The organism is Brenneria izadpanahii, from assembly GCF_017569925.1.
Classification (GTDB): domain Bacteria; phylum Pseudomonadota; class Gammaproteobacteria; order Enterobacterales; family Enterobacteriaceae; genus Brenneria; species Brenneria izadpanahii.
The window spans coordinates 1,404,609-1,429,726 of record NZ_CP050854.1; the positions used below are offsets into that span (position 1 = coordinate 1,404,609).

Annotated in this window: 24 protein-coding genes; 15 read left to right on the top strand and 9 right to left on the bottom strand. The window is 57.4% G+C overall.

The window, feature by feature from the left end:
- Positions 1–4: 4 nt before the first annotated feature.
- Entirely contained in the window at positions 5–1,735 is a 1,731-nt protein-coding gene (locus HC231_RS06240; protein WP_208230199.1) for a M14 family metallopeptidase, read from the top strand.
- Between the two features lie 137 nt (positions 1,736–1,872).
- Here the strand turns inward: HC231_RS06240 and HC231_RS06245 are convergent, their stop codons facing one another.
- Entirely contained in the window at positions 1,873–2,025 is a 153-nt protein-coding gene (locus tag HC231_RS06245) for a hypothetical protein (RefSeq protein WP_208230200.1), read from the bottom strand.
- A gap of 64 nt (positions 2,026–2,089) precedes the next feature.
- Positions 2,090–2,482 carry an ArsR/SmtB family transcription factor gene (locus tag HC231_RS06250; RefSeq protein ID WP_208230201.1) on the bottom strand — a complete coding sequence of 131 codons (393 nt, stop codon included), beginning with the start codon at positions 2,480–2,482 and terminating at the stop codon, positions 2,090–2,092.
- A gap of 103 nt (positions 2,483–2,585) precedes the next feature.
- Between HC231_RS06250 and HC231_RS06255 the strand changes: the two genes are divergently transcribed.
- The 4 genes from HC231_RS06255 to HC231_RS06270 all read left to right on the top strand — a co-directional run bounded on the left by HC231_RS06255 (position 2,586) and on the right by HC231_RS06270 (position 5,141).
- Positions 2,586–2,753, top strand: coding sequence for a hypothetical protein (locus HC231_RS06255; RefSeq protein WP_208230202.1), 168 nt, complete (start codon positions 2,586–2,588; stop codon positions 2,751–2,753).
- Positions 2,750–3,964 carry an MFS transporter gene (locus HC231_RS06260; RefSeq protein ID WP_208230203.1) on the top strand — a complete coding sequence of 405 codons (1,215 nt, stop codon included), beginning with the start codon at positions 2,750–2,752 and terminating at the stop codon, positions 3,962–3,964. Before HC231_RS06255 ends, HC231_RS06260 begins: the two co-directional genes overlap by 4 nt.
- A gap of 139 nt (positions 3,965–4,103) precedes the next feature.
- Entirely contained in the window at positions 4,104–4,376 is a 273-nt protein-coding gene (locus HC231_RS06265; protein WP_208230204.1) for a hypothetical protein, read from the top strand.
- A 201-nt stretch (positions 4,377–4,577) separates the two neighbouring features.
- Positions 4,578–5,141: a L,D-transpeptidase family protein gene (locus HC231_RS06270; RefSeq protein WP_208230205.1), complete on the top strand. Its 564-nt coding sequence runs from the start codon at positions 4,578–4,580 to the stop codon at positions 5,139–5,141.
- 78 nt (positions 5,142–5,219) lie between these two features.
- Here HC231_RS06270 and HC231_RS06275 read toward each other — a convergent pair whose 3' ends face one another.
- Entirely contained in the window at positions 5,220–6,131 is a 912-nt protein-coding gene (locus HC231_RS06275) for a LysR family transcriptional regulator (RefSeq protein ID WP_208230206.1), read from the bottom strand.
- Between the two features lie 110 nt (positions 6,132–6,241).
- Between HC231_RS06275 and HC231_RS06280 the strand changes: the two genes are divergently transcribed.
- The 10 genes from HC231_RS06280 to HC231_RS06325 all read left to right on the top strand — a co-directional run bounded on the left by HC231_RS06280 (position 6,242) and on the right by HC231_RS06325 (position 15,793).
- Entirely contained in the window at positions 6,242–7,516 is a 1,275-nt protein-coding gene (locus HC231_RS06280; protein ID WP_208230207.1) for an SGNH/GDSL hydrolase family protein, read from the top strand.
- Between the two features lie 3 nt (positions 7,517–7,519).
- The gene (locus tag HC231_RS24220; RefSeq protein WP_208230208.1) at positions 7,520–7,693 is read left to right on the top strand and encodes a hypothetical protein; all 174 of its coding nucleotides are present in this window, start codon (positions 7,520–7,522) and stop codon (positions 7,691–7,693) included.
- Between the two features lie 25 nt (positions 7,694–7,718).
- Positions 7,719–8,705, top strand: a complete 987-nt coding sequence (locus HC231_RS06290) for a GlxA family transcriptional regulator (protein ID WP_208230209.1) — start codon at positions 7,719–7,721, stop codon at positions 8,703–8,705.
- Positions 8,706–8,780: 75 nt separating this feature from the next.
- Positions 8,781–9,791, top strand: coding sequence for a type I glyceraldehyde-3-phosphate dehydrogenase (gap, locus tag HC231_RS06295; protein WP_208230210.1), 1,011 nt, complete (start codon positions 8,781–8,783; stop codon positions 9,789–9,791).
- A gap of 398 nt (positions 9,792–10,189) precedes the next feature.
- Positions 10,190–10,792: a CDP-alcohol phosphatidyltransferase family protein gene (locus tag HC231_RS06300; RefSeq protein WP_208230211.1), complete on the top strand. Its 603-nt coding sequence runs from the start codon at positions 10,190–10,192 to the stop codon at positions 10,790–10,792.
- Entirely contained in the window at positions 10,785–11,714 is a 930-nt protein-coding gene (locus tag HC231_RS06305) for a phosphatidate cytidylyltransferase (RefSeq protein ID WP_208230212.1), read from the top strand. The genes HC231_RS06300 and HC231_RS06305 overlap by 8 nt, the downstream gene beginning before the upstream one ends.
- Before the next feature lie 9 nt (positions 11,715–11,723).
- On the top strand, positions 11,724–12,356 hold the full coding sequence (locus HC231_RS06310; RefSeq protein ID WP_208230213.1) for a lysophospholipid acyltransferase family protein: 633 nt from the start codon (positions 11,724–11,726) through the stop codon (positions 12,354–12,356).
- Positions 12,353–14,116 (top strand): bifunctional alpha/beta hydrolase/class I SAM-dependent methyltransferase, encoded by a 1,764-nt coding sequence (locus tag HC231_RS06315; RefSeq protein ID WP_208230214.1) that lies wholly within the window; start codon positions 12,353–12,355, stop codon positions 14,114–14,116. Before HC231_RS06310 ends, HC231_RS06315 begins: the two co-directional genes overlap by 4 nt.
- Positions 14,109–15,425 carry a phosphatase PAP2/dual specificity phosphatase family protein gene (locus HC231_RS06320; RefSeq protein WP_208230215.1) on the top strand — a complete coding sequence of 439 codons (1,317 nt, stop codon included), beginning with the start codon at positions 14,109–14,111 and terminating at the stop codon, positions 15,423–15,425. The genes HC231_RS06315 and HC231_RS06320 overlap by 8 nt, the downstream gene beginning before the upstream one ends.
- Entirely contained in the window at positions 15,407–15,793 is a 387-nt protein-coding gene (locus HC231_RS06325) for a hypothetical protein (RefSeq protein WP_208230216.1), read from the top strand. Before HC231_RS06320 ends, HC231_RS06325 begins: the two co-directional genes overlap by 19 nt.
- Before the next feature lie 140 nt (positions 15,794–15,933).
- Here the strand turns inward: HC231_RS06325 and HC231_RS06330 are convergent, their stop codons facing one another.
- The 6 genes from HC231_RS06330 to HC231_RS06355 form a co-directional block, all read right to left on the bottom strand.
- Positions 15,934–16,923 (bottom strand): LacI family DNA-binding transcriptional regulator, encoded by a 990-nt coding sequence (locus HC231_RS06330; RefSeq protein ID WP_246494705.1) that lies wholly within the window; start codon positions 16,921–16,923, stop codon positions 15,934–15,936.
- 147 nt (positions 16,924–17,070) lie between these two features.
- Positions 17,071–18,534 (bottom strand): inositol monophosphatase family protein, encoded by a 1,464-nt coding sequence (locus HC231_RS06335; protein ID WP_208230218.1) that lies wholly within the window; start codon positions 18,532–18,534, stop codon positions 17,071–17,073.
- Between the two features lie 208 nt (positions 18,535–18,742).
- Positions 18,743–19,846, bottom strand: a complete 1,104-nt coding sequence (locus HC231_RS06340; protein ID WP_208230219.1) for an ABC transporter substrate-binding protein — start codon at positions 19,844–19,846, stop codon at positions 18,743–18,745.
- A 64-nt stretch (positions 19,847–19,910) separates the two neighbouring features.
- On the bottom strand, positions 19,911–20,990 hold the full coding sequence (locus HC231_RS06345; protein ID WP_208230220.1) for an ABC transporter ATP-binding protein: 1,080 nt from the start codon (positions 20,988–20,990) through the stop codon (positions 19,911–19,913).
- Position 20,991: 1 nt separating this feature from the next.
- The gene (locus HC231_RS06350) at positions 20,992–22,815 is read right to left on the bottom strand and encodes an ABC transporter permease (protein WP_208230221.1); all 1,824 of its coding nucleotides are present in this window, start codon (positions 22,813–22,815) and stop codon (positions 20,992–20,994) included.
- Between the two features lie 755 nt (positions 22,816–23,570).
- Complete coding sequence (locus HC231_RS06355; RefSeq protein ID WP_208230222.1) at positions 23,571–25,118, bottom strand: efflux transporter outer membrane subunit; 1,548 nt, start codon at positions 25,116–25,118, stop codon at positions 23,571–23,573.

Here is a 25,118-nt window from a genome sequence, read left to right on the forward strand (position 1 = left end):
GGACATGACTTCTATCTTCGAGAAATCTTTTAAGCGCAGCCTCGATCAACTGATGGATCGCGCGGTTTCCGGCCAGTCCTTCGAGGCCTGGACGTTCGATGACGCAAAGAGCCGCCGCGCCGCGGAACGGCGACTGCAAGCCAGGGGAGTCACGGCGCGTATTCGCAGCGCCTATAAGCCGCTGCTCTTCGCTTTTCTGGAAGAGATCGATCTTGACGGCGTTACGGCGATCGAGGTGTGTTATCCGGTGCATGAGCATGCGCCGGCCAACCGCTTTCTGCTGGAGGCCTATCCGCTCGCCTCTCTGGTGGGCGACCGGGAGATCGCGTTTATTGCGCGCAAAGACGGCGCATTCTTCTACGATGTGACGCTAACGCGGCGCGGAACGCGTGAAACATTGCAGGTAGCGGCGCCGAATCGCGTTCACTCCGATATCGTCGGCCAAACCAACGTATCGCCGAGCGGCTGGTTCAGGCTGGCCGGAGAGGAAAGCGGCGAGAGGTTAGAGACGGATTACGAGCTGCTTTTCGCCGAAACCGTTCAGGCTATCGCCGAACATGATTGGGGGAACGACGAGCCTTATTTCGAGGAGCTTAACATCCGCGCGGCGTATCCGGCCGAAGACCTTCCGCTTGCCGTCGGCGACGAGGTCGTCAGCCTTCGCGAGGCGCTGCACGAAGATCTCTATTTCTCGCTGCTGGAGTTTTTCCAGAAGAAATCAGGCAGACCGCTCGGCGACCGCGGTTTGCGGCCTGGTCAAATCGTGCCGGAAATCGTCGAAAGCGAAGGGGAGGTATCGGTCCGCGTCGCTACCCGGCCGCTCGCCACCGCCTTTTTTGACGGTGCCGACCAGTCGATCGATCAGGCGGTGGAACCGCCCGCGGCGCGGCAGATCGCGCAGCTGCTGGCCGAGATCGGCGGGGAAGCGTTCCATGCCAGGTCGCGATCGGGGCGCGAGTCGTCGGCGCGCTATATCGCCGGCAGTGACGCCGCGGTCATGATTAGCGGCGGACAGCATCCGAACGAAACAACCGGCATCGTCGGCGCGATCCGCGCCGCGCGCAAATTGGCGGAAAAACCCAACGCGCATTTCACCATCTCGCCGCTTGAGAACCCGGATGGATATGCGCTGCATCAGCGCCTGCGCGTCGATAATCCGCGCCATATGCACCACGCCGCCCGTTATACCGCTCTCGGCGACGATTTAGAGTACCGCACCCGCGAGAATGCCGGCGCTTATCTCAACGAGAAGGAAATTCGTTTCAAGGCGCAGGCATTGAGCGGCGCGAAGCTGCATGTCAATCTGCACGGCTATCCCTCGCACGAATGGACGCGTCCGCTGTCAGGCTATGTGCCGCACAATTTCGCCATGTGGACCCTGCCTAAAGGCTTCTTTTTGGTCGTTCGGCACCACCAGGGTTGGGAAAGACAGGCTGAAATGCTATTGGATCACTTGACGCGCCATCTGGGCGCGATCCCCGGACTTCTCGACTACAATAATCGGCAGATTGCGCTTTACGAAATTCATGCCGGCGAAACCGGCTTCCAAATCATCAACGGATTCCCCTGCTTGTGCTCCGTGGATGATCGGCATGACGTGCCCATGACGCTGATCACCGAGTATCCGGACGAAACGATCTACGGCGAGGAGTTCATCGCCGGTCATACCGTACAGATGGAAACCGTTATAGCGGCTTATGCTATATGGCAGACCTTGCAGGCGAATATCGCCTGAGCTGAAACGTTTTGAGCGAGGGAGCATCACGGCGGCCGCCGGCGTCGAAATCCGCTGGAACCGGGAGTTTGACGCCAGCGGCCGGAAACTGAAACGGGCCGGGCCTTACCAGCAAGGGGCGGTATAAAAATTATCGCTTAAGACAGTGGCTCATCCGGCGGGGCGTCATGATGCTCGACATCTTCAACGATCAGTCCATCGCTGCCGTTCAATATGGTGCGATAAAACGCTCTTGTTTTATCGAACTCGTCTGCGTTAACAAAAACGCGGGTGTAAGAATCAAGAATCATAGTAAACCATCTCTGACGGCGAACATTGTCAGATCTTCTGGCTTTCTTTGCTGACTTGGCTATTTCAGCTATCCGAAACTTTTTCCCCCGGCGCCGGCGCTTTTCCCGGCTGGGCGGGGGTTAATTGCCAATGCTCGATCAAACTCAGCAGACTAGGAAAACGCGCTTCGATATCTTCTCGGCGTAATCGGCTGCGCCGTTCTAATCCGTATTGGCGTTGGCGGATCAAACCCGCTTCCCGCAGCGTTTTGAAGTGATGGGTCAACGTCGATTTTGGGCGATTGAATCCGAACCAGCCGCAAGGATGGTCATAAGCGTCCGACTCCAGCATCAGCTTGTGGATGATTGTCAGGCGCAAAGGATCGGCCAGCGCGGCGAATATCGTTTCTAACTTTAAATCCTTCGCCGCAGGTTCTTCCAGCGGTGGGGGCAGATTGGTCGGTTGTTCTATTTTCATCACGAAACTATATGGTTGGTTAATGAGTATCAGTCCATCATAGCACTTGTACGAATTTTTTCGAACATGCTATAGTTCGAAAAAATTCGTACAAGGAAAGGCTATGTCTGTTTATCATACTACGACTTGTCGCCGCTTATCCCGATCTGACCCCGCCACGATCGAATTCGGCTTGGGCTACGATCTTGGCGGTATCGAAGCTATCAATCCGGCTGATCATGCCCGCTCCTATTTCGAGCGCGTTTTACAACGCGAAGGAGATGAACAATGACGGGACGCGCATCGCCGGCTCTTATGGTGAGCGCCGCATGGGTGGTAACGGCGGTATTTATGTTGTCGAACCTGCCCACGCCGCTTTATGTTCACTGGCAGCAATCGCTCCATTTTTCTACCGCCACGCTGGCGATTATATTCGCTTTCTATATTGCCGGGCTGCTTGGTACGCTGCTGGTCGCGGGGCAGTTATCCGATCGTTATGGACGAAAAATAGTTCTGCTCCCCGGTTTGCTGGCGGCGTTGACGGCCTGCGTTTTGTTCTCTATCGCGCAGTCAGTGGCGGTTTTGGCAATAGCCCGCTTGTTAACCGGCGTTGCCGTGGGAACGGTGGTATCGGCGGGCATGGCGGCAGTCGGCGATCTGGGGGGCATAGCGCGTAGGCGGCAGGCGGCTTTGCTGGCGTCGGTGTCGATGGTGCTTGGCGCGGGTCTGGGGCCGCTGCTGGCGGGAACTATCGCCCAGTGGCGAGCCGCTCCCATTACGCCGATTTTTGGCGCGGAGTTTGTCATTCTGATTAGCGCGCTGATCATCATCTTGTTACTGCCGCTGCGAGCCGCTTCGCAAAAAGAGACGAAAACCATACGGCTGCGCCTGCCGACGGTTCCCGCTGAAAATCGCCGGCATTTGCTCTACGGCATCGGTACGTTCGGGCCGGGAATTACCGCCACATCCTTTATGCTGGCTCTGGGGCCGTCGGTATTATCCCGGTTGCTGGATGTCAGCAGCCCTATGATCGCGGGCGGCATGGCCTGCGCCATGTTTCTCACGGCGACGGGCGTACAGTTTATGGTGCGCCAATGGAAGGTGCAGTCGATTTTCCTGGCGAGCGCGCTGGCGACGATATTGGCAATGATCGGTCTAATCATCACCGTGCATGCTTCGCTTGCCGTTGTTCTCGTTCTGGCTGCGCTGTGCGCGGGCGTAGGGCAAGGGTTAGGGCAGTTGGGGGGGCTGACGTTGATCGGTCTGTATGTTGCTGACGGACGCCGCGCTGAAGCAAATGCGGTTCTGAATATCGGCGGATACATTCCGGCTTGTCTGCTGCCCGTCGCCGCCGGCTATGCGATCGATCTATTCGGATTGGCGAACGGCGCCAGCGTGTTTGCAGTAATACTGGGCCTGATTGCGGGCATCTGCGGTTTATTTATCTATAAAAGCCTTAGCGAAACGCTGGCGTCGCCAAATCCGGCGCAGGCCGATGAATAAGTCCGCATAATACAACTTGGCGGAATGGCGGCGAAATGTCTTAAAGCCCTTAATAAGTTTAGGTGAAAAAGATATTTCCCACCCCGCTGGCCGCTCGATTATTGTCGCTACATCCATTGGTTTCCCTACGAGCGGGCAAATGAGAAACGTCATCCCTTTCAGATTGCTTAAGCATTTCATTTTGATGACGGCAGGCGCGTCAATATTGCTGTCGGCTTCTCTGGCGTGGGCCGAAGGCCGGATTCGTATCGCTTATCAGTTTGGCATTAATGAACTGCTGCTGCATGTCGCTAAGGATCAACGGCTGATAGAGAAACGCGGCGAGGCGCAAGGGCTGAAGATCGACGTTGAGTGGGAGCAGCTTGCCGACGGGAGACTGGGTGCGCGTCGATCCGCAAAGGCGCGCTATTAGCATTATCGGCGACCGGCGGTAATGGGTTCCAGTTCGCAGATCGCGATCTCTTAACCACGAAGCCGCCAAACGCGCCAGGGGACGCAACGCTTCGCCGTCGCCGGCCTCGATGGTCGCGCACTATCGGGGTGATAGGCTTAGGGTTATACTTGGCGATTACGGACATTCTGATTATTACAGATGGAACAAGAAGTTATTGCTATGTCTAATGTTAAACGCCGCCTCTTTTCCCGCAAAATAGCTTTCGTCGCTTGCATACTGTTTGGCCTGTATGCCTATACCCTGGCGATGGCCAGACTGGGGAGCGGCACGCCGCCGGAATCCGCCCCTGCCGATCGGCTGGCCGATCGGATCATCGTATATAAAGCTAAACGCGTGCTGCTGCTGATGAAAGACGGAAAGGAACTGGCTCGCTATCATATCGCTTTGGGGAGGGCGGCCGATCGTGGCCCGAAACGTCGCGATGGCGACAAGAAAACGCCAGAGGGCGATTACGTCATCGACTGGCGTAATGCGCATTCGCGCTTTAGTCTTAGCCTGCACATTTCCTATCCGGATAGTCATGATCGGCGGCGTGCGGAGGCCGCCGGAGAGAAAACGGGCGGCAATATCATGATCCACGGAACCGCCAATGGTTGGCAATGGCTGGAGCCAGTGCTTCAACGGCTGGACTGGACCGATGGCTGTATCGCCGTGACGAATGCGGAAATGCGCGATATCTGGTCAAGAGTGCCGGTCGGCACCCCGATCAGCATTGAGCCGTAATCAGCGGCGTTATTCCCGCGATTAAACGCCATCGCGCCTTTAGCCCCGACGCTGAGTTTATCGTCTCCCTCGACAAGATTACGCTTCGCCGATCCTGACTCGCTCGACGAGAAAGTCGAGCAAGGCGCGTACCCGCAGCGGCAGATAGCCGCCCTGTCCGACGAAAACCGCGTGGATCTCTTCGATATCGCCGGGGTTACACGCCTCAAGCACCGGCAGCAGCCGGCCGGCTGCGATATCCTCTCGCACCTGAAACGCCGCTAAACGCGCCAGCCCCAGGCCGGAAAGCGCCAAACGTCGCAGCGCTTCGCCGTCGCTGGCCTGCGCGTTGCCGGTTGCTGGAACGATAATGTCCTCGCCAGCGTGACGCAGCAGCCAGCCGGGTTGGGCGCGTGCATAGTTGGCGTCCAGGCGGTTGTGATGCGCCAATTCATCCGGCGTGGTCGGCATGCCGTTGCGGGCCAGATAATCCGGCGCGCCGACGATCATCATGCGCGTCTGGCCGAGTTTGCGCGCCACCAGGCTGGAGTCTTTGAGCGGGCCGGCGCGCACGGCCACGTCGGTGCGCTGTTCCAGAATATCAATGACCTCATCGGTCAGTACGATATCTAACGCCACATCGGGGTAACGGGCGAGAAATTCCGGCGCCAGCGGTAACAGAAAATGGTGGCCGAACGGCACGTTGGCGTTTACCCGCAGCCGCCCGCGCGGCGTCGAGTGGGCGCTGGCGCAGCGTTCCGCTTCAGCCAGATCGGCCAGGATGCGCACGCCGCGCTCGTAAAAGGCGCAGCCTTCCGGCGTGAGCTGGAGCTGGCGGGTCGAACGGTTCAACAGCCGGGCGCCCAACCGGCGTTCCAGGCGAGTGATCAGCTTGCTTACGGCGGAGGGCGTCATCCCACAGGCGCGCGCAGCGGCAGAAAATCCACCCTGTTCAACAACCTGCACAAAAACGTCCAGTTCGCCGGAACGGTTGATTTCCAACCGGGCCATCGCGGCCTCCTTGTGACTTCAATTCATAAATGTTTTTCCTTAAGGCAGTCTAGTGCATTTTAGCCGTTAGGTTCACCCTTTAGCGACACATTGCCATTGAGATCACCAGGATGAAAAACGCCAAAACCCTATCGGCAGGCATGCTGTTAGCCAGTGTATTCAGCGCAGGAGGCGTGGCGGCATCCGCTTCCCATTGGGTGGCCAGTTGGAGCGCCAGTCCCCAGCCCGTTTGGGCTGCGGATTTTTTATTTCCGCGCAATACGCCCGCGCAACTGCACGATCATACCGTGCGCCAGGTGGTGCGCGTCAGTTTGGGCGGGCCGCGGATACGCATCGTCTTGTCCAACGCCTACGGCGGCCGGCCGCTTTTTTTGGGCCAGGCGACGGCTGCCCAGCCGGCGCCCGACGGGGCCGTACACGTTGAGAGCCTGCGTACCATTACCTTTGGCGGCCAGGCGGCGGCGGTGATCCCTCCCGGGGCCGTTCTGCTTAGCGATCCGATCGCGCTGCCGGTGCCCGCCTTGGGGCAGGTGGCGGTGAGTTTGTACCTGCCGGCGGCTACCCCCATCAGCACCTTCCACTGGGATGGCCGCCAGACCGGCTGGATTGTGCCGGGCGATCGGGTCATGGCGCCGGCGCTATCCGGCGGGGAAACCACGACGACGCGGCTGCTGCTGGCCGGGGTTCAGGTCGAGGCGCCCGCAGCGGCGCGCGCGGTGGCAGTTATTGGCGATTCGATCACCGACGGCGCCGCCGCCAGCCTGGATAACAACGCGCGCTGGCCCGATTTCCTGGCCGCCCGCCTGGCGCCGTATGGCGTTGCCGTGCTCAACGCCGGTATTTCCGGCGGGCGTTTGTTATCCGACGGCATGGGCGTTAATGCGCTGGCGCGCTGGGAGCGTGATGTGCTGGCGCAGCCGGGCGTGCAAAGCGCCATTGTGATGCTGGGGATAAATGATATTGCCTGGCCGGGAACGGCATTCGCGCCGGCAAGCGCGCCCCCCACGCTGGCCGCGTTAACCGCGGGCTACCGCCAACTGATTGCGCAGGCGCACAGCCACGGCGTGCGCGTCATCGGCGCCACGCTGACGCCGTTCGAGGGCGCATTGCCCGGCACGCTGCTGGAGGATTACTACCAGCCGGCCAAGGATGCCCTGCGCCGGCAGGTGAATGACTGGATACGCCACAGCGGCGCGTTCGATGCGGTGATCGACGCCGATGCCATCCTGCGCGATGGCGCGCACTCCGCCCGCCTGGCGGCCCGTTTCGATTCCGGCGATCGCCTGCACCCGGGTGATGAGGGCAACCGCGCGCTGGCCGCGGCCGTCGATCTACAGGCCTTGTTACCGGATCTCAAACTGCCGGCTACCACACAGGAGCACTAACCTATGCTTTTTACCCCTTATCGAATGGGCGATCTGACGTTACCCAACCGTATCGTGATGCCGCCGATGACCCGTTCGCGCGCCGGCGCCGCTTCCGTTGCTGTGGATATCCCGCCGTGTGAGCGGGTGAAAAGCGTCGTTGCATTGCCGCGCCGTAAACGAGTAATATTGGCTTAAATTGTATTTTTATATATTTTAGGTCATGCATACTTTTCTAATTATCGTCCCCGACGGGGGAATGCTGTTCGAAGCAACGGGCGTCGCCGATATTCTGATTCAGGCCAATCGGTTGCAGCCGGCGGATGCGCATCAGCCGCTCTACCAGGTGACGATTGCGACGACGCAACCTCATAAAGTGGTCCAAGGAATGTCGGGGCTAAATCTCCTGGCGGACCAGCGGTTGTCCGATCTCGACCCCAAGATTAAGCGTGACACCATCATGATCACGGGCAGGGGCGTGACAGAAGAAGAACGGGACGGTGTCGCCGCCTGGGTGCGTCAAGCCGCTCCTTATGCCGGACGCGTCGTTTCCGTCTGCGGCGGCGCGTTGCTGCTCGCGCGGACCGGACTTCTTGATGGACGCCGCGCCACCACACATTGGCGTTTGCTGGACACTCTGCAAACGGATTTCCCCAGCGTGAAGGTCGAAAGGGGGCCGATTTACGTTCAGGATGGCCCGATATGGACTTCCGCAGGCGTCAGTTCAGGCTTCGATCTTACCCTGGCGCTGGTCGAAAACGATTATGGTTTTCCCTTGGCCCGCGATGTAGCGCAAGATCTCGTCATGTTTCTGCGCAGACCCGGCGGGCAGTCTCAGTTCAGCCGCTATCTGCTGAAACAGGCCAGGAGGCCGGGGCCAATCCGCGACCTGCAGTTTTGGATCCTGGCGAATCTTGCTGGCGATTTATCTGTCGACAAGCTGGCCGAACGGATCTCCATGAGTCCGCGTAACTTCACGCGGGTGTTTACTCGTGAAGTGGGGACGCCGCCGGCCAGATATGTGGAAGAGGTGCGTTTGGACGCGGCGCGGCAGCTTCTGGAGCAAAGTACGGACGGGATCGAGATGGTGGCGCAGAGCACCGGGTTTGGCAGCGGTCTTAACCTGCGCCGCGTTTTTGAAAGGAACCTACAGCTTACCCCGACGGAGTACCGTGAACGGTTTCATGCGCGAAATTTTGGCGTAAATTGATCTTTTTATGTCGTATGCGCCATCGTTATCCTGCGCTAAATTTAGCGCATAGACGGATAACAAAGGAGTTCTGGTATGGTCAATGTAGGTATTAACGGGTTCGGAAGAATCGGTCGCAATGTTCTGCGCGCCGCTTTAGGAAACGATGATTTCCGGGTCGTCGCAATCAACGACCTAACGGATAGCAAAACCCTGGCCCATCTTTTGAAATACGATTCGCTTTCAGGCGTTTTGCCGGCCAGCGTCGAAGCCGCTGAGGACAAATTGATTATTGATGGCGAGCCGGTGCGGGTTTTCTCGGAAAGAGATCCCGGCGCGATCCCATGGCAAAGCGCCGGCGTCGATATCGTGATTGAGGCCACCGGGTTCTTCACCGACAAGGCTCAGGCCGAGGTACATATCACCAAAGGGGGAGCTAAGCGGGTTATCATTTCCGCGCCGGGAAAGAACGACGATCTCACCGTGGTGATGGGCGTGAATCACGATAAATACGATCCGCGCCATCATACGGTCGTCAGCAACGGCAGTTGCACCACCAATGGCCTGGCGCCCGCGGCTTTGGTCCTTCATCAGTCTTTCGGCATCGAATATGGTTTGATGAACACCACGCATGCCTATACCAATAGCCAGGCGCTGCACGATCAGCCGGAAAAGGATCTGCGCGGCGCCAGAGCCGCGGCGCTGTCAATCGTTCCCTATTCCAGCGGCGCGGCTAAGGCGATCGGCAAAGTTATTCCAGAGTTGGATGGACGCCTGACGGGGTACTCTTTGAGAGTTCCGGTGCCGGTCGTCTCTATCGTCGATTTGTCGGTGACGTTGAAGCGTGCGGTGACGGCGGATGAAGTCAATGCCGCCTTTCGTCGCGCGTCCGAGTCGGGCCCGCTGAAGGGCATTCTCGGCTATAGCGACGAGCCGCTGGTATCGAGCGATTACAAAGGCGATCCGCGTTCGTCGATCATTGACGGGCTATCCACGCTGGTGATTGGCGGCAACATGGTCAAGATCCTCGCCTGGTATGACAACGAATGGGGTTTTTCCAACCGTCTTATCGATCTGGCTCTCTGGATGGAAAAGAAAGGATTGTGACGGCTGTCCTTTTATAAGGTTCGACCGGGTTATTCAAATACTAACCCGGCTTTTCAATCAGGCCGTCAATTCCGGCGGCCTCCGCTCCGGCATCATTATTCTCCCGCGGCTGGCTTGAAGCGCGGAGCCCGCAATTATTCCCTCTCTACCGGTAAAACGCGCCTTATTATATCTACCGTATCCGACCCACGAAACGCGCCGCAATTCGGGGATCGCGATAAAAACGGCGGCGTTTGAGTATATTACAGTTGATTACCACCGGCGCCGTCGGCATAGTGCCACGGTAGACCCGGCTTGATAAAATTTGAAGAAAGCAAACTCGTTTATGGCTAGTAGGTCTACTGTTGCTGAGCACATTTTAGCGATGCACTACTTTAAACAACGACAGGAGCCGCCAAGTGACGTTGTATGATATTAAGCCGAAGTTTCAAAATCTATTAAGACCGATAGTTATCAAGCTGCATCATTGGGGAGTATCGGCAAACCAGGTGACGCTGTCGGCGATGTTGATATCGGTGGTTCTGGGCGGATTATTGATGTTATTTCCGCTTCCTCTCTTATTTATTTCCCTGCCGATTTATTTATTTTTTCGTATGGCGCTCAACGCGATTGACGGCATGTTGGCGAGGGAGTTTAACCAACGGACAACGTTAGGCGCCATTCTGAATGAAGTCGGGGATATTATTTCAGATGCGGCGCTGTACCTCGCTTTCGCCTTCCTGGCAGGGGTTTGGCCCTGGTTGGTCGTTCTCGTTGTTTTGCTCTCCTGGCTAACTGAGTTTTGCGGCGTCGTCACGCAAACGTTAACGGGTCAAAGGAACTATCGCGGTCCGCTTGGCAAAAGCGATCGCGCATTTCTGTTCGGCGCATTAGGTCTTGGTATTGCGCTATGGCCTCAGTATGCGGCTTTTGCAAATATCGTATTTATTATTGCCGCATTATTACTGGTTTGGACCTGTATCAACCGTTGCCGTAGCGCGTTGGAGAGCCGGCATGTCTAATACAACACAAACTTTATATTATTGTCTGGGCGGCATTTTCAGCATTCTGATGCTGGCGACCGTCACGATATTCATATTGAAACGCTGTCGTCCTCAGCGTGACTGGCTTGAATTGCAGCAGCGGATTAACAGCTGGTGGGTGATTATTTGTCTGTTTTCTCTGGCGATGCTCTCGCCCAAATGGCTGGCGCTGACTTTCTTTGGATTCATCAGCTTCTTATCCCTAAAAGAATATTTGACGCTGGCGCCAACGCGGCGTTCGGATAATGTTCCCCTGCTATGGATGTATGCGGCTATTCCATTACAGTACATCTGGATAGGAATGTCCTGGTACGGCATGTTCATTATCTTTATTCCCATTTATGTATTTTTATTTTTACCCGCTCGAATGGTGATCATCGGCGATACCAAAGGCTTTTTGCATTCCGCATCGGTTATGCACTGGGGCATGATGACGACCGTGTTTGCATTAAGCCACGTCGCTTTTTTGCTGGCTTTGCCGGGAGAGGATGTCAGCGCGGGCGCATTGCTGGTGGTTTTCCTCGTCGCGCTGACCGAAATAAATGATGTCGCTCAGTACCTGTGGGGCAAGTCGCTGGGCAGAATTAAGGTTACGCCGAAAGTCAGCCCGAATAAAACGCTGGCCGGGCTGCTCGGCGGGGTATGCACCACCACTCTCCTGGCGGCCATCCTGGGGCCGGCGCTAACGCAGATGGACTGGCTCCATTCATTAGGGGCGGGCGTTATTATCGGCGTTAGCGGATTTTGCGGCGATGTCGTGATCTCTGCCATTAAGCGGGATTTCGGCGTTAAAGATTCCGGGAAACTGCTGCCTGGGCACGGCGGCATTTTGGACCGTCTGGACTCGTTGATTTACACCGCGCCGCTGTTTTTCCACTTTTATTACTATTTCTATATTTAAGGAGCGCTCATGAACCGCATGTTGCGCTGGTTGTTCACTCTGTGCGTCGCTTATCCCGTAGTATGGATTTGGCTTGGGGTTTCAATTTCCAATAGAAAAAAACTACCGGTCAGCGGCCCGGCCATTATCGTGGCTAACCACAATAGTCACTTGGATGTACTGACGTTATTTACGCTCTTTCCTCTCTCCACCCTTGTTAATGTGCAGCCCGTCGCCGCGGCCGATTACTTTTTAAAGAATAAACTGATCGCCTGGTTCGCCCTCAAAGTTATCGGCATCATTCCTGTTTATCGCGGAGCCCATAAGGCGAATCCATTACAATCCTGTGTTGATGCATTGGCTGAAAATAAAATAATTATTCTGTTTCCTGAAGGAACCCGCGGCGAGCCGGGCAAGTTATCAGACATTAAGTCGGGCATTTGGCATTTAAGTCAGCAATGTCCTGAAGTCCCCATTATTCCCGTCTATATGCATGGGCTGGACAGATCGATGGGGAAAGGCCAAAAAATACCCGTGCCGTTTTTTATCGATATTTATGTTGATGACCCGCTATTTTTTGAGGCCGATAAAACGTCCTTCAAAAATAACTTATTAAACCGCTTTCTTGCATTACAACAGAATGCCACAAGGAAAATATTATGAGTCGTGATGCCCGTTTATTTAAGGAGGGAACATTCTCAACCAGCGACGATACATCGTTGTATTTTCGTCATTGGCCGGCAGTGGAAGGCGATGGCCGTAAAGTCATTGTGCTATTTCATCGTGGACATGAGCATTCTGGCCGGTTACAGCACGTCGTTGATGAGCTGGTAATGCCGGATACGCATTTTTACGCCTGGGACGCGCGCGGGCACGGGAAGTCTCCCGGAGATCGCGGCTATAGTCCTAGCCTTGCCCGCTCGGTGCGGGATGTGGATGAGTTCGTCCGCTTTGTGGCGGCGGACGCCAATGTCGCTAGTGAAGATATTATTGTGATCGCGCAAAGCGTGGGCGCGGTGCTGGTCGCCGCATGGGTTCATGATTATGCGCCCAAAATTCGCGGCATGGTGCTGGCGTCTCCGGCGTTTAAGGTCAAACTCTATGTGCCTTTCGCCCGCGCAGGCTTGGGATTATTGCAGCGGATACGCGGCCTGTTTTATGTAAACTCTTACGTTAAAGGGAAGTATCTAAGCCACGACCCCGAACGTATCGCCAGCTTTGAACGGGACGAATTAATCACGCGGCAAATCGCCGTCAATATTTTATTGGACCTCTATAAAACCGCGCAACGTATCGTTTCCGATTCTTCAGCCATCACGCTGCCTACCCAACTACTTATTTCCGGCGATGACTTCGTGGTGCACGCAAAGCCGCAAAAGCGATTTTATGCCGGTTTACGCAGCGCGATAAAAGAACAGCATATTTTACCGGGTTTTTACCACGATACCTTGGGTGAGAAAGCGCGGCATATCGCCTTCGATAAAATGAGGGATTTTATCTCGCGCCTCTACAGCAGCGACGTTTACTCATTCGACTACAGTCATGAAGATCGCTGGAGCCCAAGCGCCGATGCCTATCGCGAATTGCAGGCTCCGCCGAAATTGCTTTCGCTGGAAGGGATGTACTACGCCGCGTTGAGTTACTGCATGAAAACTATCGGCAGACGCTCAAAGGGAATGCAACTGGGCTATGATACCGGTTTTGACTCCGGCAGCACCCTTGATTATGTCTATCGCAACGCCCCGGAAGGGAAAGACGCTATTGGGCGGATGATTGACCGTAACTATCTTAACAGCATCGGCTGGCGCGGCATTCGCGTACGCAAAATTCATATCCAGCAGATGATCCAACGGGCCTTGGCGACGTTGAGAGAAAAAAATATGCCGATACGCGTCGTGGATATCGCCGCCGGGCATGGCCGCTATGTGCTGGATGCATTGGAAAAACAGCCCGATATTGAAAGTATTCTGCTGCGGGATTACAGCGAGCTGAATGTGACAAAAGGGCAGGCTATGATTGAGGAGCGGGGACTAAGCCAGCTTGCTCAATTCAAAACGGGAAATGCCTTTGACTACGACTCCCTCGCGTCAATTGAACCGGCCCCTACGTTAGGGATAGTTTCTGGTTTGTATGAACTGTTCCCGGAAAATGAGTTACTTCGCGCTTCTTTGGCCGGGCTTGCCGCATCAATTCCTCCGGGCGGCGTATTGGTCTACACCGGACAGCCCTGGCATCCGCAGTTAAAAACGATCGCCTATACCTTAACCAGCCACCGGAACGGCACTCCCTGGATGATGCGGGTTCGCAGCCAGCAAGAGATGGATTCGCTGGTGGAGCAGGCCGGTTTTGAGAAATGCGGGCAGCTTATCGATGAGTACGGCATCTTTACCGTATCGATGGCGGTAAGAAAACGGCATGACTGAGTTAGCCATTTCACGCGATCAATTTAGCCGTTGGAAACACGGACTGTGCTGGCTGTTATTGCTGGGGCCGCTGTTTTTTCTTACCTATGGGCTAGTCAACCAATTTACGGCGACGAGGCATGATGTCGGCTGGATCGTATTTAGCTGGGAGCATGCGATCCCGTTCATGCCGTGGACCATCGTGCCATACTGGAGCATTGATATTCTGTACGGCATTTCACTGTTTATCTGTAGTTCAAGGCAAGAGCTGACGCGACATGGATATCGGCTATTGGCGGCATCGCTGATCGCCTGTTGCGCCTTTCTATTGTTCCCGCTGAAATTCACCTTTGTCCGCCCGGAAACCGAGGGGATATTTGGCTGGCTGTTTCGCCAGTTGGAGCAATTTGACCTGCCTTATAATCAGGCTCCGTCGTTACACATCATTCTCGCGTGGTTGTTGTGGCTGCGTTTCCGGCAACATCTGCGCGGCTGCGGGGCGCAAGCGGTATTGGGCGGCTGGTTTTTACTGATCGCAATATCCGTTTTAACCACCTGGCAGCACCATTTTATTGATGTGCCCAGCGGAATGGTTACGGCGATTTTTATCAGCTATGCGATTCCGATCGCGGGGAAATGGCGCTGGCGACGCCCATCCGCTCAGGCGGTTCGCCTGGCGTTAAAATATGCGATAGGAGGCGCGGCGCTTCTGCTTGCCGGCTTAACCATCCCTTATGGCGAGATATTGCTGTGGCCGGCGCTATCCTTGTTTATTGTCGCTGTCGGCTATGCCGGATTGGGCGCCGCCGTTTTCCAAAAAAACGCGCAAGGACAACTATCTCTTTCCGCGCGGCTTCTGTTGCTGCCTTATTTAGCCGGCGCCAGACTTTCCATGCGCTGGTTTTCCCGCCGCCTGGCCAAAACATCCGCCATTTGCGATGGCATCTACCTTGGCGGTTTCCCTGAAACTGAGGTGCGGCAAAGCGCCGTGCTGGATCTCACGGCTGAGTTTCACAAAGAGATTAAACAGACCTGGTGCGCCTATCCGTTAATGGATTTAGTGGCGCCCGATGAGCGAAGTATTTCGAACGCGGTGGCGAAACTGAGCTGCTTGCGGCAAACGCACGATACGGTTCTGGTGTGCTGCGCGCTCGGTTTATCCCGCAGCGCGACGATTGTCGCGGCCTGGTTACTGGCTCAGGGGAAAGTAACCAGCGTTAAGCAGGCCGTTGAGCTGATAAGATCTCAGCGTCCGCAGGTTGTGTTAACGCCAGCCCACATGCGTGCGCTGGAACAGTTTCAGGACAGGTTATGCCAAACATCGCGCTGACGAACCGCATCATGCAAATCCATCTTTCGAGCTGGCGTTATTTGGCGCTGCTGACGCTCCCGCCTTTAGCTATCGCCTTCAACTTTTTGTCTTCACCGTACAGCGTTTTGCTGCTTATTTTGTTTTTCATCACCCACTATTTTTGCTGGCGTTTATGGCTTGATGAGCGGCTTTTTGCGTTACTGAATGACGAAAGCGATCTCGCTTCATTCGATGACGGAATGTCGCGCTTGTGGCCAATAAAACAAGGTAAAACGCGGACGCTGGCCGAGCGTTGGCTGGGCGCCCGCCGGTTATTGCGCCGGGCGATGTTTGCCACGGTTGTTTTGTGGCTGGCCGCCTTGATCCTGGCGCTCTGGCAGTCTTAAGGCCGGAATGGCGCTCATCGGCAGATTGCGTCGGCTCACTCTTCGGATAACCCGGATTTTCAATCAGGCCGTCAATATCGGCGGCCATCGTTTTGATCTGCAACTCGGCGTTCATCGGGTATAGATTGCGCCGGATTGATTCATTCAAGACGCACCGTTTTACGCCATACCGGCGCGGCCTGAAACAGCCGCTTGCCCGGCACGCGCGGCGTCGGCGAAGGGTGCAATAACTCGATGATGGCGTTTGCCATATCCGCCAGCGGTTGGGAAAAGGTTGTCAACTGATAGCCGACCCAACCGGCCTGTTCAATGTCATCAAAACCGATAACGCAGATGTCCTCGGGAATACGCAAACCGAACTCATGACGCGCTACGTCGATAAAACCGCAGGCAATCAGGTCGGTAACGCAAAATACGCCGTCCGGCCAGTCTGGATCCGCCAGCAGTTTTCGTGCGGCGGCCGCGCCGGTTTCATAGCTGGCCGTTCCTGGGCGGATTAACCGGCACGGTTCCTGGGCATGGACGGCGGCTTCAAGAAATTTGGTTTCCCGGATGACCATACTGGGCGATCGGGCGCAGGAGGAAACGAGCGCGATGCGCTGGCAGCCCGCCTGGGATAGCATGTGGTAAGCATCCGCCATCGTCGAGGTATAGTCGATTTCGATGTTGTCGGCGCCATCAAACTGCCCCATGCGGTTAATCAGTATGACCTGCTGACCGCTTTGCAGACAGGTTTCAATCAGCGACGCCTGAGGCGTGCCTGACAAAACAATGGTGACGGCGGCGCGGTAATTAAGGGTTTGGCGCAATGCCGCGTTCGAACTTTCTTCTCCTCCGTCGGTATTGATCACCATGACCGCGCGCTGCGCCTGATGCAGCCGCCGGGTGATCTGGTCAAGCAGACTCGCCTGATAAGGGGCGCTGAGATTGCCGCCCAGGATGCATACCGGGCGGCAAGCCTCTTTAGACAGGCCGCGCGCCAGGTGGTTGACGTGGTAGTTAAGCGTTTCGGCGGCGGCCAGAACTTTACGGCGCGTTTCGGCGGAAACGCTGCCGCCGGGGGTAAAGGTGCGCGAAACCGCCGAACGGGAAACCCCGGCCAGGCGGGCCACCTCCGCTGCGCTGGACATACATTTATTCGGCAAAGAAGACATCCATTTACCTCTTATCGATGGGGTGCGGATCGCTGACCGGCCTGCCGTCCGGGGACTTTAGGGAGAGAGGCGCTCTCCCCGCGCTCGTCCCGGCGGCAACCGGCGTTATCATCGAACTCTTGCCTACCCGGCCTGTTGTGGAGCAACGCCCAAACCAGCCGCCCTTAATGCCTGCTCCATCTCAATGGCGCGCTGCGCCAGTGCAATCAGCGCCGGCTTCGGCGTTTCATACCACTCATCCGGGTGCAACTGGCGTTTATCCCGAACATGCGCGATAGCCGATTCTAACGTTGGGTAGCGTTCCGGGCACTCCAAATGCATAAATAAGGCGACTAACGCCACGGAACGGCTGCGTCCGCCTCGGCAGTTGACCAAAATATTGCCCCGTTCCCGGTTACGGTAAGACGGCTTGTCGGGAATTTGCTGCAGCAGGGCGGAGCGCATCAGGTGATAGCCCGCGTGCAGCATGGCCGGCTCGTTTCCTGAACCGTCGACTAACCCCAGTTTATAGTAGCGGATCGGGCCTGAGCCGTGGTTGAGCAGGTGAGCGCGCATATTCGCTTCCGGGGAAGAGACCCAGTCGATATCGAGATTAACGGCGCAGTTAATCACGGTTTTGATGCCGTGCTGTTCCAGCAGCGCCAGGTCGGTTACTCCTGCGCTGCCGCCGATATAAATATCTATGCCCCAACCGGGAAAATCGGACGCTATCAGGCTGATAGCGGGACGGTCATAGCGCGGCGCGGCTGATTTGGCGTCGCGCTGTTCAGCTACAGGCGGGATATCATCGGCGGCGAGCGGGATCCCGGCGGCGCGCGCCAACGCATTCGCCACGCCCGGCGCCGCCGCTAAAACCGGCCAGCCGTTAAAGATCCCCGCGGCGTCAGCGGGGATCTTTCCGGTGCTGCCGCCGGCTTCACGCACCAGCAGCAAACCGGCCAGACAGTCCCAGGCGTTCATATGCAATTCGGCGTAGCCGTCGGTACGGCCTTCCGCCACCCAGGCCAGCGCCAGCGCGCCTGACGATCCGCGGCGCACGTTTGCTCCCTGGCTCAGTATCGCGGTCATTACGTCCAGATAACGCCGCTGGGCGACGCGGGTGGACCAGCCAAGTTCGAAGGTGGCGTTACGTGCGTCGTCCGTTTTAGCGGTATGCAACGCCTGACCGTTTTTCTGCGCATAGCGGCCGCGACGCGCCATATACAGTTCCTGGCTCGTTGGGTTGTAAATCGCGCCCAGTTCGGCGATGCCCTGGTTGACGAATGCGATGGCGATGCAAAAGTGTTCGATGCCGCGCGCAAAATTGGCGGTGCCGTCGATCGGATCGACCACCCATAGCGCCGAGGCGTCGCAGGTTTTACTGCCGGTTTCTTCGCCCAGCAGGGCGTCTTCAGGAAACTCGTCGGCAATGGCGCGGCGGATCTGTTGTTCCACCAGGGTATCGGCTTCGGTCAGAAAGTCCTGGTGGCCTTTAAGCGAGAACTCTCCCGGCCGGCGGGAACGGAAATGCCGGAGTGCGGTATCGCCGGCGTCGAGAATAATGCGTTGTAAAGCGGCTTCGCGCCGCTCCAGGTTAATTTGAATCAAGTAGCGCTCCTGATACGAAAATAATAAAGAGTGCGGCAATCGCTGAAACTGCCGGCAAACCTTCTGGCTCTAACCCCACCTCGACCCTCCTCTTCGCAGGGGAGGGAGGGGGTCGCTAACGGCAAGGTTTCGAGCGTTGTCATCAAACTTACCCTCGACCTTCCCGCAGGCTCCCGCCTACTGTCGCGCCGCTCCCCCGCGAACGCGCTTATTTCTGGTAGTTCAGATTCCACAGATCCTGCCAGTCCTGGCGGCTCTGCCAGTCGGCTTTTGCCGTCGCGGTTTTGTACACCATTAACTCATCGCGATATTTTTCGATACCGGAGGCTTCATCCGCAGGCAGTTTTATCGTCTGGTTGGTGGACATCTTGCCGTCCACACCCTGCGGCGCGATGCCTTCGGCGGTCATCAGGTAATGCATAAACAGTTTGGCGGCGTTCGGGCTATGGCTGCCGGTGGCGATAACCCCCATGCTGGGGTAATTCCAGCCGATGAACGGTTTCATGCCGTGGCAGAGGCCCAGTTTCATGCCGTTCTTGTTATCGCGGAATTTCGCCGTGGAAACCAGACCGACGAAATCGCCTTTACCGTCCGGCGCGCCAATCGCTTCCGCGGCATCGTTGTCGGAATGCGTCAGCAGCGGACGGTTGGCCGCCAGCGCTTTCACGAACGCCGCCATCGCCGAGTTTTCATCCGTTTGCAGCGGCTTGCCGAATTCCTGTTGATAGGCATCGCGCACTAATTGATCGTAGTTGGCGGACATCTGATTGAACCAGTCGGTGTAGGCCGGCTTGCTGGTGGGATCCTGCATAGCCACTTTGCCGCGCCACTTCGGTTCGGTCAGTTGCCAGATATTGGTGATCGGACAACTGTCGTAATGCGCGGTGTTATAGGCGAAAACATTCGGCGCCAGCACCACCGTCAGCGGATTTTGATAGTGCGCCGGGATATTGGCCTTCATGTCGTCGGGCACCCAGCTTTGCACATAACCTTTGCTCAGCAACTGCTCCATGCCGGCGGGAGCGTCTTCTATTATCGCCACGTCGGCTTTGACGTTATGCGCCTGCGCTTCGCGGCTGATGATCTCGATAACCTGCGGCGCATCGGCCTTAATACCGACCGCATTAACGCCGTATAGCTGGCTGAAATCTTTAGCCTGTTGGACGATCTTGCCGGTTGACGCGTAGACGGTGATCGGCGCTTCTTTTTTGGCTTCGGCAATCAGTGATTGCAGATCGAAGGACTCCTCCGCGTGCGCCCCGGTCGCGCACGTTGCGAGGATGACCAGGCTCGTTATCAATTTACGGTTCATAACATTTCCTATGGTGGCGAGTTTCGGTTGGTCTTGAACGAATACGTTTACTCTCGGTTTGCCGTTAGCTCACAACGTGTTCCTGGCGTTGTCCCTGCTGGTTGAAAAAGTGCAGCGAAGCGTCGGGCAACCGACAGTACACTTGCTGATTGGCCTGCCAGCGCGGGCGCAATTGCGTGGAGTGGAGCAGGCGATCGCCGTCTCTGACCAGCTCAATCACCCAACTGCCGCCGGTTGGCATGATGTTGTCGATAATCATCGGCACGCTATCGATCTGCGGCTGTTCGCATAGCGCGACTTCTTCGGGGCGAATGCCGCAGACATGCATGGTGTTACGCAGGGAAAAGCGCTGTTGAATATAGGCCGCCAACGCGCTGGACGGCTGATTAAGCGGGATCATGTTCAGTTTCGGGGTGCCGATAAACTCGGCGACAAATCGGTTGGCGGGTCTGGCGTAGATCTCATCCGGCGTGCCGACCTGCTGTAAATGCCCGGCGCTCATTACGGCGATGGTGGTGGCGAGAGTCATCGCTTCCCACTGATCGTGGCTGACAAAGACGATGGTGGTGCCGAAGGTTTCGTGCAGACGGCGCAACTCGGCGCGCATTTCCAGGCGCAGGGTGGCGTCAAGATTGGATAGCGGTTCGTCGAGCAGCAATACGCCGGGATTGACCGCCAGCATGCGGGCCAGGGCGACGCGCTGTTGCTGACCGCCCGAAAGTTGGGCCGGGTAGCGGCCGGCATACTCGGCGATGCGCAGCTTTTCCATCACATCCTGGCATCGGGCCACGCGTTCCGCGGCCGGGACTTTCTGTAGCCGCAGGCCGAAATCGACGTTCTGCTCAACCGTCATATGCGGCCACAGGGCGTAGCTCTGAAAGACCAGGCCGACGCGGCGCCGCTCCGGCGGAACAAAGGTCGATTGGGCGACGGAATCCATCACCGCGCCGCCGATGGCGATTTCGCCGCCGCTGGCGTGTTCAATACCGGCGATCATACGCAGGATGGTGGTTTTACCGCAGCCGGATGGACCAAGCAGACACATGAACTCGCCGTCTTTGACCGTCAGGTTGATGGCATCCACGGCGGGTTTCTGGCTGCCGGGGTAGGTTTTGATCAGATTGGTTAAGGTAATCTCAGGCATATTAGCTCTCCAGGCCTTCAGCCAAACCAGTACCGGAAATCTTCTGGATCAGTACCGTTCCGGCCCATGAAATCAGCGCGATCATCAACACCACGGCGTTGGCCGCCTGTTGGTAGTTGTAATCAATCAAGCGCAGGGAATAGGTGGTGAGGACGTCGGTGGCGGGGATCGCCAGAATGATGAACAGGCTGACGCCTTTAATTCCTGAAATAAACGGCAGCAGAATGCCGGTAGTCAGCGGCGCCGCCTGGATGGGGATCACAATCCGTCCGATACGGGTAAACCAGCCGGCGCCGGCGATACGCGCGGCTTCTTCCGGCTCTTTGCCCAACTGGGTCATCGCGGCGATGCCGGAGCGGCTGGCGTACGGCATCTTTTCCGCGATCAGCGCAATCACCAGTATCAGGGGCGTGCCGTACAGAGCGGGCACCGGGCCGCGCGCCACGGCGAACAGGGACAGAAAGGCGGCGGCGAACGCAATGCCGGGAACCAGATAAGGCAGGAAGGTAATCTGGCGTAAAAATCCCCCGACCCAGCGGAAGGAGCAGCGTATCACCGCATAGCCCACCAGCAGACCCAATATGCCCGAAGCGAGCGAGGCGGAACCGACGATAACGACGGTATTCCATACCGCGCGCCAGAAATCAGGCGTGATCAGAATACCGTTGTGCAGGGCGACCGTATCCAGGTTATGACCAATCCAGAAATCAAAGGTGAAGTTATCGGCGGTAAAGCGTCCGGGCAGCTTCATGATGGTGGAAAAGAACAGGGTAAGGAGCGGAATGGCCACTCCCAGCAGCACGAACATCAACGCGATGCCGGATGCGGCGATACGCCACCGGCCCAATTGACGACGGCGATCCATGCCGCCTTTGCCGCTCACGGTTACAAAGCGCCTGGCTTCGCGCAGCATGCGCATATCCAGCAGCAGCGTGATCATGCCCATCAGCATAATGACGGCGGCGATCACGGCGGCAACCCCGGTCTGGCGCGATCCCAGCGCCCGGTACAGACCGGTGGAAAGCGTATCGAAGCGCACGGGTAAACCGAGAATGTAAGGGATGGCGAACTCGCCGATGCAGTCGGCGAAAATCAGCAGCGCGGCCGACAGCAGGGCCGGGCGAACCAGGGGCACCACAATATTAAGCGCGATGACCCTGCGCGACGCGCCGAGCACCCGCGCGCAATCCTCCAGCTGGGTGTCCACCCGTTTCAGGGCGTTACCCACGATCAGGATAACCAGCGGCGCGTAGTGGAGCACCATGATCGTCACAATAGGAAAGTAGCCGTAAGCCAGCCAGTCCGGAGTATGGAAGCCGAGCGTTTCCAGCCAGCCGGGCTGGCCGCCCACGGTGTGGTTCTTAAAGAGGGTGGTCCAGGCCAGGGCGAAGGTCCAGGATGGCAACATGAACGGTACAATCAAAGCGGTTGCGAACCATTTCCGCCCGGCCATATCGGTGCGGTTGACCAGCCAGGCCAGCGTTACGCCGATGACCAGCGCGCCGAATACGGTACTGGCCGCCACCGCCAGGGTATTGATCAGCGGCGTCCACAGCAGCAGCTCGGACATGCGCGACGTCAGCGTGCGCAGCAGATAATAGTCGGTAAAGGCGCCTTCGGCGGCGTGTACGCGCGCGCTATCGCCGTTTTGTACCACGATAGCGTCAAGCAGAATGGATAATACCGGCGCCAGAATAATCCAGGTGAACAGCATTATCAGCACGATACCGATTAGATTCGCCGGCTCGTGGCGCGCTATCGCAAAGGCGTGCCGTAATTTGCGCCACCATGAGGGCTCTACCTGGTTAATCGCTTCGGATGTCACTTGGCTTATCTCTTTTCTGGTTTCAAACAGAAAAGGACTATATCGGCGCTTTATTACGGTTCGGTGATCGCTTTGCACATATGTGCAATTATTTTTTTATTCGGTTTTGGGCTGTTTGACCGCCGGAGGATGATCTGCGCCTGCGAAGGGGAGGGTCGGGGCGGGATCAAGCAGAACATAAGCGATGCCAGCGGCTACCCCCTCCCTGCCTCCCCCTTGTCAGGGGGAGGCGCTGAACTCCCGCGCCTGCGAAGGGGAGGGTTGGGGCGGGGTCAGGCAGAATACAAGCGATGCCAGCGGCTACCCCCTCCCTACCTCCCCCTTGTCAGGGGGAGGCGCTAAACGCCCGCGCCTGCGAAGGGGAGGGTTGGGGTGGGGTAAAGCAGAACATAAGCGATGCCAGCGGCTACCCCCTCCCTACCTCCCCCTTGTCGGGGGGAGGCGCTAAACTCCCGCGCCTGTGTAGGGGAAGGTTGGGGCGGGATCAAGCAGAACATAAGCGATGCCAGCGGCTACCCCCTCCCTACTTCCCCCTTGTCAGGGGGAGGCGCTGAACTCCCTCCCCTGCGAAGGGGAGGGGGGGGGGTCAGGCAGAATACAAGCGATGCCAGCGGCTACCCCCTCCCTACCTCCCCCTTGTCAGGGGGGAGGCGCTAAACGCCCTCCCATGTGAAGGGGCGGGTTGGGGTGGGGTGAGAACCAGAAAGTTTGTCATCAAAAGGGTAATGCCACCGCTCTTAATGGAATACCGCCGATCAGCCATTCTGACTATCGGCCGGGCCAAACACCGGATACTCCGGCAACTGAAGCTGCTGATAGGGCTCCCAGCCGCCGCCCAGCGCCTTATACAAGGCGACCAGATCCAGGCTGCATTGTACGCGCGCCAGGATGGCCTGCTGTTTCGCCTGGGAGAGCTGACGCTGCGCGTCCAGCGCGTCAATAAACGACGATAGGCCTTTGCTGTAGCCGTCGCTGGCCAGTTCAAATGCGTTTTGCAACGCGCCGACGCTGCGATCGAGCTCTTCAACCTGTTGCTGGTCGGTGCGATAGCTAACCAGCGCGTTTTCCACATCTTGCAGCGCGGTCAACACCGTCTGGCGATAGCCTAACGCCGCGCTGGCCTGTTCCGCCCGCGCCAGCTTGACGCCGGAGATCAGCCGCCCGCCCTGAAACAGCGGGATCGACACGGAGGGGCCGAAGCTATAGAAATGGCTGCTCCAGTTATCCAGATAGCTGGCGTCGGTATTACGCACGCCGAACTGGCCGGTGAGCGACAGATCGGGGAACAGTTGCGCGATAGACACGCCGATATTGGCGGTGGCGGCATGCAGTTGCGCTTCCGCTTCACGGACGTCCGGTCTGCGTCTGGCCAGCGTTGACGGCACGCCGACCGGTACGGCTTTGGGCAGCGTCGGCAAGGATTTGTCCGCCGCCAGTTCGCCGTCAAGGGCGCCGGGAACCCGGCCGATCAGCACCGCCAGGCCGTTCATCGCCTGGCGTATCTGCGCTTGATACTGCGGCAGTTGCGCGCGCAGCGAACTAAGCTGAGCGCGGGCGTTCTCTACGTCCAACTGCGGCGCCAAACCGTTGCGCTGTTGGCTTTGGGTCAGTTCCAGCGTTTGCTGCGCGATTTCGATCTGGGTTGCCAGCGTCTGGCTGGCGGACTGCGCGCCGCGCAGTTGCAGATAGGTTCTGGCGACTTCCGCCTCCAGTGAGACCAGCGCATCGTTCCGGCTTTCAATCGACTGCTGCTGCTGGGCGTCGGCCATTTCAACCTGGCGGCGCACTTTGCCCCACAGATCCAGCTCCCAGGAGGCGTCGAAGCTGCCCTGGTACAGCCCGACTGGCTGAGTCAGGCTATCGAGAGCCGAATGCAGGTCGGGGTTGGCTTGATCCACCTGACTGTAAACATGGTGGGACTCCAGCAGTCCTTTCAGCCCCATTTGCTGACGTTTCGCCGACAAACCGCCGTTGACCGACGGCAGCCAGGCGCCGCGCGCCTGATTGAGCTGCTGGCGCGAACCGGCAATACGCAGCACCGCCTGTTGCAGAGTCAGGTTGCCGGCGATGGCCCGATCGATCAGACCGTCAAGCTGCGGATCGTTAAACGATTTCCACCAGTTCGGATCGGTGGCCGTCTCCTGCGGTTTTGACGCGCTGTTCGATGCGATGTCATTGAACTTGCCTGGCGTGGCGGGAGTAGGCGCCTGATAATCGGGTCCGACCGAACAGGCCGACAGCGTCAGTAAGGCCGCCATCAACATGCCGGATCGTGAATATGAAAATGATGGAGAAACCTTCAT